The sequence below is a fragment of the Bacillus massiliigorillae genome, assembly GCF_000380245.2.
Lineage (GTDB): Bacteria > Bacillota > Bacilli > Bacillales > DSM-1321 > Bacillus_AD > Bacillus_AD massiliigorillae.
The window spans coordinates 2,109,879-2,119,728 of the sequence record NZ_HG428741.1 but is presented as its reverse complement, the minus strand read 5'-3'; the positions used below and the strand labels follow the sequence as shown (position 1 = coordinate 2,119,728).

Genomic DNA, 9,850 nt, shown 5'->3' with positions numbered 1-9,850 from the left:
CATTTACTATTGGCTTTAATTATATATCTTATAGTTACCTAGATCATTAGTTGAACTTTATTAATGCACTTTAAGATTTTTAATTAATTCTAAAGCATCAACATTTTCAAGTGAAGACAAATCACCTACTGGTTGCTCTAAATATGCTGCTTTAATTACTCTTCGCATGACTTTACCATTTCGTGTTTTTGGTAATTGTGGGATGAAATGAATTTCCTGTGGCTTTAAAGCTTTGCCAAGTGCGTTTGCAACCGATTCTAATAGCTCTTGTTTCAACTCATCTGATGGTGAACAATTGTTTAAAACAACAAAGCAAACAGCGCATTCACCTTTTACTGGGTGGGGAATACCGATGCTAGCACATTCCGTCACAAGTGGATGGTTCACAATAACCGATTCAATTTCAGCAGGACCTACACGCTTACCTGCAATGTTTAATATATCATCAGAGCGTCCAGTTATAGTCCAAAAGCCGTCAGCGTCTTTAATAACCCAGTCTCCATGAACCCATGTATTTTTCCAAACATGCCAATAAGAGGTTTCATAGCGTTCATTTTCCTTCCAAAAGCCATTTGTCATACCAACCCATGGTTTTAAAATAACGAGTTCACCAACTTCATCAATAACTGATTTACCTTCAGGATTGAATACATCGACATCCATTCCTAATAAAGGTGAGTTAAATGTGATGGGGGAAATTGGTTTTAATAATGTATTGCCGAGTATCCCACCTGAAATTTCTGTTCCACCGGAATAATTTATGATTGGTATTCTTTCTTTTCCTACATTTTTAAACAACCACATCCATGGATCAGGATTCCACGGTTCACCAGTAGAGCCAATGGCTTTTAATTTCGAAAGGTCATGTTGGTCAATATTAGAAGTGTCTTGATTCATAATGGAACGAATAAAAGTAGGAGAAATACCAAGATGTGTCACGTCATGTTTGCTACAAATCTCCCAAATTCTATCGCTAGAAGGATAGTCAGGTACACCTTCAAAAAGCACAATACTTGCTCCGTTCAATAATCCACCGAAGACAAGAAATGGACCCATCATCCAGCCCATGTCACTATACCAGAAGAAAGTATCTTCTTTTGTAACGTCCATGCCAATTCCGGCATCAAAAGCCGCTTTTATTGGGAAACCACTATGAGTATGAACGGCTCCTTTTGGTTTACCAGTTGTACCTGAAGTATAAAGCAACATAAGTGGATCTTGACTATTCGTTTGAAGTGTTTCTACGACATTATTATTAGAGGTTATTGTATCCCAATGAATATCACGGTTTACATTCCAAGAAGTTTGTTCAGAGGTGCGATTGACGACAATAACATGTTTGATAGAAGGGCAGCTCTTAACTGCTTGATCTGCTTCTGTTTTCATGTTAATTTTTTTACCGCGGCGATAATATCCATTTGCAGTAATTAAATAATTAGCTTTAGCCGCTTGAATTCTTGTTGCTACTGCTTCGGCTCCATACCCAGAAAAGACAGGAGAGAAAATACAACCGATTTTGGCTAATGCTAGCATACTGATAACGGTTTCAGGAATCATTGGCATATAGATGGTGATAATATCACCTTTCTTCATGCCAAGCTTGAGAAAACCAGCGGCAGCAGCATGGACTTCACGATTTAACTGTGCAAAGGTATATGTTTTATCTTTTCCATCATCACTTTCCCAAATAAGCGCTTTGTTATTGGCTGTCTGTGGATTTTTCGCCCATTTTCCTAACGCATTTTCTACTACATTAATTTTTCCATTCATAAACCAACGAGGATATTTCCACTCTAAAGAGGATTGCAATGTTTCGTCGTAATCTTTATACCATTCGATATCAAGTTCTTTTACAGCTTGATCCCAAAACCAAGAAACATTTTCAATAGATTTCGTATAAAATGTATCATAATCATCGTAACCTAATTTTTGCATCCATTTGTAAAGCCTTGTTTGTTTCATTTTTTTGGAATCTGGAAACCACACAGCTTGATTCTTCATAGTATACCCCTTTCAACTAAGTGAATAGTATTTTATTACTTTATTATACAATAAAAGAAAAAGATGGTACAATGCGATTCTGATATATTCAAAGACTAGTATAAAAGTATCGTGTTTTTTTATAGGCAAACATACTTTTTTTTAATAAATGAACAGATAAATTTACATAAAAAATGAAAAATATGGTAGATTTTTAGTGAAAGAAAATTTATTATTAAATCTACTCCAGAAGTTTCGTAAAATCCTCTAGGACTTTCTACATTTAATAGAGTTTATCATTTATTAACAAAAGTATCTGCGATAGTCATTTACCTAATAATTTTAAACAAGACCTCCATTATATTTAGAGGCTAATACAAAAAGTGAATTTGAAAGCGTTTACTTTTGGCTTTAGAAGATGTAGTATGATTCGTTGATTTTTTTCTATCTTAGTTAAAACTCATGTTTGATGTATTCATTTTGTTAGGGGGAAGATAGGAATGAAAGCTCACCATTTAGTATTTAATAATTCTATAGATATAAACCCTCGATTAGGTACAATTCTTCTAAATGAGAAGAGGATGGCACTGATGTCTGTAGAAGCGTTAGGTTTATTAAGAAGAGATTTAGTATCTACTCTTAGTATGGATCGCGCAAAAGGTTTTTTGCTACGTTATGGATGGGCTTGTGGATTTAACGATGCTGAATCACTAAAGAAGATGTATGATTGGGACTCTAGAGAAGAACTAATTCTTGCTGGTCCTGCTCTTCATACATTAGAAGGGGTAGTAACAGTAGACGCAGAGGAGTTATATATTGGTGAAGATCGATTTTATATGTCAGGTTATTGGCGGAATTCCTTTGAAGCAGAGGAGCATATTCGGCATTTTGGCTATAGTGATGAAGCGGTATGTTGGATGCTTATCGGCTATGCGACTGGCTTCCTAGCTAATACATTCGGAAAAGAAGTTGTTATTTATGAGAAGTGTTGTAAAGGAAAAAAGGACGAGCATTGCTATTTTATTGCACAAACTGTCGAAAATTGCTCTCCAGAACAACGTGAAATATTAAGATATTATCAAAATGAATCATTAACAACTGAACTAGATGATATTCATAAAGAATTAAAAATGTTAAATAAATCGATTATTCGCTCGGAAGAAGTACAAAAGCAACTTACAAATCTTTTATTAGAAGGAAAGAGCCTTTCTAGTTTAATAGAAGTGATAGCAAACGTATTAGGAAGAAGTGTTTTAATAGAAAGAGGCACATCGAATTATGCCTTTGAAACTCATATTATTAGAGAAAAAGACTATGAAAGTTATAAGAAATGGAGAAAGAATAGTAAAAGCCATCGCGAGAATATAGATGTATTTCCAATTATGGCTAATATGGTCTCCTTAGGAAAGATGGTTATTGTAGGAGGAAATCCATTAAATAAAGAAGCAGAACAAATTATCGAACGTTCACTTTCCATATTGGCTATTCATATACATACTCAAAAGGTTATAGGGCAGTCATTGTGGCAAGAGAAAATTAATTTTTTTGATGAATTAATGGAAGAAAATCACAATCCTTCATTACTAGTGAAAAAGGCAAAGCATATTTTTGATTTAGATTTTGAAAAGGAAAATCGTATAATTGTTATAAAAAGCGCACCAATAGATCGATTAGAAGATATTCATTTTGTATTAAGTAGAAAATATGTTGACCAGGATATTTTTATTAAAAAGGGTTATATAGTCATGATTTTAAATAAAGCATGCTTGGAAAAACCTTCGATTGAAACATTTATGAAACAAATACAAAGTTTAATTTCTCAATATTATAAAAACGTTAAAGTCTACATCGGAGTAGGTAGGATATCATGTTCAATTAACGAAATAGGAGAAAGTTATCAAGATGCTTTTCATATTTGTGATTTTCTTAGCATAGCTTATCCAACAACCAATAAGGCGGTTATTTTTGAGAATTTAGATCCGATTATGCTTTTTCTAAAAAGTACAAAACCTAAAGATTTACTACTATTCTATGAGAACATACTAGGTGACATTATCAAGTATGATGAATCAAATGATTCGAATTTTATGGAAACATTAAAATTATATTTAGAGAATAATGGAAATGTGAATCAAACTGCGCAAGAATTAAATCTTTCAATACCAGGTCTAAGATATCGTCTTGAAAAAATTGAGACTTTAGTCCATGCTGATTTGAAAACAGGAACAGGAAGGTTTCAATGTCAGCTTGCCACACAAGTTTATTACACATTGAAGACCATTCAGCAAAATAAAAAAAGAAAATAACAAAAAAGGTTCCAAGCATGCTGATTTAGCAAATCAGCATGGTGGAGCCTTTTTTTATAGATTAGAAAAATTAGCTACTTTCATTTTTGAAAGTGAAACAAGAAAAGACCATACATTTCGATAATTTATTATGTTTTATACGTTTTGTATGATGTATATAGAATCTAGATTTGAATATTTGAAAGCGCTTAAATATATAGATGAGAGGGAGGCAAGCAAATGACAATTGCACAAAAAACGACAAAGCCTTTAACGGGTGAAGAATATTTAGAAAGCATTAGAGATGGGCGTGAAATATGGCTACATGGTGAGAAGGTAAAAGATGTTACTACTCATCCAGCTTTTCGTAATTCAGCCCGATCTATTGCTCGTTTGTACGATGCTTTGCATGATCCTAAGTACAAAGATATTTTAACGAGAGAAACGGATACAGGTTCAGGTGGTTATACCCATAAGTTTTTCCGAGTATCTAAAAGCCCTCAAGAATTGCTCGAAGCGAGAGATGCAATTGCTCAATGGACTAGACTTACTTATGGTCAAATGGGTAGAACTCCTGATTACAAAGCGTCTTTTCTAGGTACATTAGGTGGAAATCCAGAATATTATTCTCCTTATCAAGAAAATGCAAAGTTTTGGTATAAAGAAGCACAAGAAAAAAATTGGTTCTTTAACCATGCGATTGTAAATCCTCCTGTTGACCGTCATAAGCAGGTTCACGAAGTGTCAGACGTATTTATTAGAGTAGAAAAAGAGACAGATAAAGGTTTAATTGTAAGCGGTTCAAAAATGGTAGCTACTGGTTCTGCATTAACGAATTTCAATTTCGTTGGAACATACGGGCTTCCTATTCAGAAGAAAGAATTTGCGGTTGTGTTTATAGCACCAATGGATACGCCAGGAGTGAAGCTCATCAGTCGTGCGTCGTATGAAATGAATGCAGCTGTTATGGGTAGCCCTTTTGATTATCCATTAAGTAGTCGATTTGATGAAAATGATGCGGTGCTTGTATTTGATCAAGCGTTAATTCCTTGGGAAAATGTCATCATTTATGAAGATATGAAGAAAACAACAAGCTTTTTTGCTGAAAGTGGTTTTATCAATCGTTTTACATTCCAAGGTGTTACTCGTCTAGCTGTAAAATTAGATTTTATTATTGGACTTATGCTAAAAGCTGTTAAAACTGCTGGAACTGATCAATTTAGAGGTGTTCAAGCAAATATTGGTGAAGTCATCGGTTGGAGAAATATGTTTTGGTCATTAAGTGATGCGATGGCATTAAACCCAACACAAGGTCCGAATGGTACCGTTATTCCAAATTTAAATGGTGGTTTAGCATACCGGATTTTCATGGCGGAAGGCTGGCCGAAGATTACAGGTATTATTCAGCAAATTTGTGGAGGGAATCTCATAGTACAGCCTTCAAGTGCTCGCGATTTTCTTAACGAAGATTTTAGACCGACTCTTGAAAAATTATATCGTGGCTCACATGGAATTGATGCTGTCGATAAAATTAAAACAATAAAATGCTTATGGGATGCAATTGGCACAGAGTTTGGTGGTAGAGCTGAGCTTTATGAGCGCAATTATGCAGGAAATCATGAAGATATTCGCTTGCAAACACTATTTGATGCACAGGGTAGCGGTAAAGCAGAAGAATTTATGGCCTTTGCGGAAGAATGTATGAATGATTATGACCTGAAAGGTTGGACGAATCCAACATGGATTAATCCAGATGATGTGAGTTATTTCCAAAAATAACTTTATTCATAGATTGTGAAATGAAGGTAAGTAAGCTATTGCAGTTAATGAAGAGGATTATTATTAATATTATTTGGAGGGATTTATCATGTCAAATTTTGACGTAGCGCAATTAGCGCATGTTGAGCTTTACTCACCAAAACCAGAGGAAACTGTAAAATTCTTTACGGATATTATGGGTTTACAAGTTTCTGCTAGAGAAGGTCAATCGGTGTATCTTCGTGCATATGAAGATTTCTATCATCATACGTTAAAAATTACTGAAGCGAAAGAACCTGGCATGGCGCATGCAGCTTGGAGAGCGAGCTCAGAAGCAGCTCTTTATCAACGAGTACAATCACTTGAGAAAAGTGGATATGGAAAGGGATGGATTGAAGGCGATCTTGGACACGGCAAAGCATATCAATTTAAAACACCTGATGGACATAATTTAGAAATCCTTTGGGATGTAGATTATTACCAAGCCCCTGACCATCTAAAGACAGCTCTAAAGAGTCGTCCACAAAAGCGACCAAATATTGGTGTGCCAGCAAGACGTTTAGATCATATCAATTTAATGTGTAATGATGTAACGAAAAACAAAAATTTCATGTCTGAACAATTAGGATTTAAACTCCGTGAAAATATCGTTATGAATAATGGGCAAGAAATCGGTGCATGGATGAGTGTAAGTCCGCTTGTACATGAGGTAGCGCTAATGAATGACCAACGTGGTGGTAAAGGAAGATTCCATCATATTGCATTTTGGTATGGTTATCCTCAACATTTAATGGATGTTGCAGATTTATTGGTGGAAAATGACATAGTGATTGAAGCGGGTCCAGGAAAGCATGGCGTAAGTCAAGCGTACTTTATGTATGTTTTTGAGCCAGGTGGAAATCGTATTGAATTATTCGGAGACTCTGGTTATCTTATTTTTGATCCAGATTGGAAGCCAATTACTTGGACGGAAGATGAATTAGAGAAAGGTATCATTTGGTACGGTTCACCACTTCCAGAAGAATATTTCTTATACGGAACACCTGATATCACGCCTGCAAAGGTGAAATAATTGCGTATTCACTTTTCTAAAATGCCTTCGTTGCATCATTCCATTGTAGCGATTGGAGCTTTTGATGGTGTTCATAAAGGCCATCAAACGTTGATTCGAAAATTAGTTGAACATAGTAAACAAATGGGTGTTCCAAGTGTTGTTTATACGTTTGACCCACCACCACGTGTGTTTTTTCGAAATGCTAGGCAACTTACTTCTATTGAAGAAAAAGTAAACAGGATTGCAAAATTAGGAGTTGATCATATTGTCATAGCGCAATTTGATGAATCGTATTTGCAGATGAGTGCTTCCAAATTTATAAAATTACTGTTTCGAATTAATCCAGTTGAAGTAATTGTTGGGCGTGATTTTCACTTTGGTAAGAATCGAAGTGGAGGAATGAAGAATTTGCAGGAACACTTCAAAGTAACCTTACTTGAAACGATTTGTTGTGAAGAGGGTGAGGTTATTTCTTCTACACGTATTCGAGAGTTAATAGCGCATGGAAATGTTCGCGAGGCACAAAGTTTATTAAATTGGTAATGAAATGCAAGTATAATAATTTGAATATTCAAATTAATGAAAAGAGGGACGACCATGGATGATCGTAAGTTCAGGGACGCAATGGGGAAGTTTGCAACGGGTGTGACTGTGATTACGACAGAAGTGGATGGGAAAGAGCATGGCATGACCGCAAATGCGTTCATGTCTGCTTCTCTTCATCCAAAGCTTGTTGTCATATCAATCGGAGAAAACGCCAGCATGCTTGAGAAAATAAGAAAAAGTCAAAAGTTTGCTGTTAATGTTCTTTCGGCTAAACAGCAGGAACTATCAATGGTTTTTGCTGGGCAAATGAAAGAGAAGAAAGCAGTGAACTTTGCCAGACTAGAAGATTTACCAGTAATAGAAGGAGCAATAGCTCAAGTTACTTGTAATGTAGTTAGTGAATACGTCGAAGGCGATCACACTCTTTTTATAGGGTCAGTAACGAATATTCAACTTGAAGATGAAGAACCACTCTTATTCTTTAAAGGTCAGTATCGATTTTTATCTATGCAAGAAGTTTTTAAATAAGAGGTGAACAAAAATGAATATTCAAAATTGCGTAGAGCGTCTAGTTCAAGCGGAAGTTCATCAAATGCCCATTGAGCCATTAACAGATATATTTCCAAGTATTACAGTGGACGATGCATATCAAATACAATTAGCTCAGATTCAACGGAAAGTGGCAAATGGTGCTGTGATTATAGGGAAGAAGATAGGCTTAACAAGTAAGGTTATGCAAAAAATGTTTCAAGTGGATGAACCAGATTATGGTCATTTATTAGACAACATGATGTATGTAGATGGTGATACCGTAGCTTTGGGTGAACTTATTCAACCTAAAATAGAATTTGAGATTGCCTTTAAGTTGAAAAAAGATTTAAAGGGACCAGGTGTTACACCATTAGATGTAATCAATGCTACAGATTATGTTGTGCCTGCTTTTGAAATTATTGATAGTCGAATAAAGGATTGGCAAATTTGCTTTGAAGATACAGTGGCAGACAATGGATCATCCGCTAAAGCTATTATTGGTGGAAGTCCAACTCGGATAGAGGAAATCGATTTACAACATATTGGAATGGTTGTTTATAAAAATGGAGATTACTTTGATTCAGCAGCAGGAGCAGCCGTTATGGGAAATCCTATTAGAGCAGTAGCTTGGTTAGCAAATAGTCTTGGTAAGTATGATATTGGATTACATGCTGGTGAAATGGTTTTATCAGGAGCCTTATCAGCAGCTGTTCCAATTGAAAATGGAGATACATTCACTGCAGAATTTGCTCATATTGGCTCTGTGTCAGCCTCATTCCAAGAAAAGGAGTAGTGACATTGGATAAATTAAAAGTAGCTATTATTGGGTCGGGAAATATAGGAACAGATTTAATGTATAAGATTGAGAGATGTGAGTTTCTAGAAATGAGTGTCATGGTTGGAATTGATCCTGAATCAGAAGGTTTAAGAAGAGCAAGAGAGCGTGGCTATCATTCTATTGCAACTGGAATTGAAGGTTTAGTAGAAATACCTGAGAAATTCGATATTGTCTTTGATGCAACAACTGCAAAAGCACATGTGAAACATAGTGACATGATTACAGCATTAGGAAAGAAAATGATTGATTTAACGCCAGCAGCCATTGGTCCTTTTGTAGTGCCATCTGCCAATGTAAAAGAGCATTTACAATTATCTAACGTTAATATGGTCACTTGTGGTGGCCAAGCAACGATACCGATTGTGTATGCCATTAATCAAATCTGTCCAGTAGAATATGCGGAGATTGTAGCGACAGTAGCAAGTAAAAGTGCTGGTCCAGGTACAAGAGCAAATATCGATGAGTTTACTCGTACTACCTCACGAGCGATTGAAAAGATAGGTGGGGCAGAGAAAGGAAAAGCTATTATTATCTTAAATCCAGCAGAGCCTCCTGTTATTATGCGAGATACGATTCATGTGTTAGTGAAAGAAGTAGGATTGGAACAAGAAATTATCGCTTCAATTGAACAAATGGTTGCGACTGTTCAAGAATATGTTCCAGGCTATACATTACGTGGAAATCCCATTTTTGATGGTAGAAAAATATCTGTATTTATTGAAGTTGAAGGAGCTGGAGACTTTTTCCCTTCTTATTCAGGAAACTTAGATATTATGACTGCAGCTGCTGCAAAAGTCGGTAATGAAATGGCGAAAATGCAGTTAACAACTATCCAAAATTAAAAATAAGGAGGGGAAA

The 9,850-nt window shown here is 35.6% G+C and carries 8 protein-coding genes; 7 read left to right on the top strand and 1 reads right to left on the bottom strand.

What is annotated here, in order from left to right; all coding sequences use genetic code 11:
* Positions 1-60 precede the first annotated feature (60 nt).
* Positions 61-2,001 carry an AMP-binding protein gene (locus TX86_RS09810; RefSeq protein ID WP_042348434.1) on the bottom strand — a complete coding sequence of 647 codons (1,941 nt, stop codon included), beginning with the start codon at positions 1,999-2,001 and terminating at the stop codon, positions 61-63.
* Between the two features lie 479 nt (positions 2,002-2,480).
* On the opposite strand from TX86_RS09810, the gene TX86_RS09805 reads away from it, so the two are divergent.
* From TX86_RS09805 to TX86_RS09775, 7 genes are all read left to right on the top strand, one after another.
* Positions 2,481-4,286, top strand: a complete 1,806-nt coding sequence (locus tag TX86_RS09805) for a XylR N-terminal domain-containing protein (protein WP_042348431.1) — start codon at positions 2,481-2,483, stop codon at positions 4,284-4,286.
* A 219-nt stretch (positions 4,287-4,505) separates the two neighbouring features.
* Positions 4,506-6,044, top strand: a complete 1,539-nt coding sequence (locus tag TX86_RS09800; protein WP_042348429.1) for a 4-hydroxyphenylacetate 3-hydroxylase N-terminal domain-containing protein — start codon at positions 4,506-4,508, stop codon at positions 6,042-6,044.
* Between the two features lie 88 nt (positions 6,045-6,132).
* Entirely contained in the window at positions 6,133-7,095 is a 963-nt protein-coding gene (locus tag TX86_RS09795; RefSeq protein ID WP_042348428.1) for a catechol 2,3-dioxygenase, read from the top strand.
* A gap of 21 nt (positions 7,096-7,116) precedes the next feature.
* A complete protein-coding gene (locus TX86_RS09790) occupies positions 7,117-7,620 on the top strand; it encodes an FAD synthetase family protein (RefSeq protein ID WP_042350378.1) in 504 nt (167 codons plus the stop codon).
* A 54-nt stretch (positions 7,621-7,674) separates the two neighbouring features.
* Positions 7,675-8,151 (top strand): flavin reductase family protein, encoded by a 477-nt coding sequence (locus TX86_RS09785; RefSeq protein WP_042348425.1) that lies wholly within the window; start codon positions 7,675-7,677, stop codon positions 8,149-8,151.
* Between the two features lie 13 nt (positions 8,152-8,164).
* Positions 8,165-8,947, top strand: coding sequence for a 2-keto-4-pentenoate hydratase (locus tag TX86_RS09780; protein WP_042348424.1), 783 nt, complete (start codon positions 8,165-8,167; stop codon positions 8,945-8,947).
* Positions 8,948-8,952: 5 nt separating this feature from the next.
* The gene (locus tag TX86_RS09775) at positions 8,953-9,834 is read left to right on the top strand and encodes an acetaldehyde dehydrogenase (acetylating) (RefSeq protein WP_042348422.1); all 882 of its coding nucleotides are present in this window, start codon (positions 8,953-8,955) and stop codon (positions 9,832-9,834) included.
* Positions 9,835-9,850: the final 16 nt, after the last annotated feature.

What these genes read in the sequence shown, in the direction of transcription:
- TX86_RS09810 (WP_042348434.1), bottom strand. Translation starts at nt 2,001, where the DNA reads ATGAAGAATCAAGCTGTGTGGTTTCCAGATTCCAAAAAAATGAAACAA.
- TX86_RS09805 (WP_042348431.1), top strand. Translation starts at nt 2,481, where the DNA reads ATGAAAGCTCACCATTTAGTATTTAATAATTCTATAGATATAAACCCT.
- TX86_RS09800 (WP_042348429.1), top strand. Translation starts at nt 4,506, where the DNA reads ATGACAATTGCACAAAAAACGACAAAGCCTTTAACGGGTGAAGAATAT.
- TX86_RS09795 (WP_042348428.1), top strand. Translation starts at nt 6,133, where the DNA reads ATGTCAAATTTTGACGTAGCGCAATTAGCGCATGTTGAGCTTTACTCA.
- TX86_RS09790 (WP_042350378.1), top strand. Translation starts at nt 7,117, where the DNA reads ATGCCTTCGTTGCATCATTCCATTGTAGCGATTGGAGCTTTTGATGGT.
- TX86_RS09785 (WP_042348425.1), top strand. Translation starts at nt 7,675, where the DNA reads ATGGATGATCGTAAGTTCAGGGACGCAATGGGGAAGTTTGCAACGGGT.
- TX86_RS09780 (WP_042348424.1), top strand. Translation starts at nt 8,165, where the DNA reads ATGAATATTCAAAATTGCGTAGAGCGTCTAGTTCAAGCGGAAGTTCAT.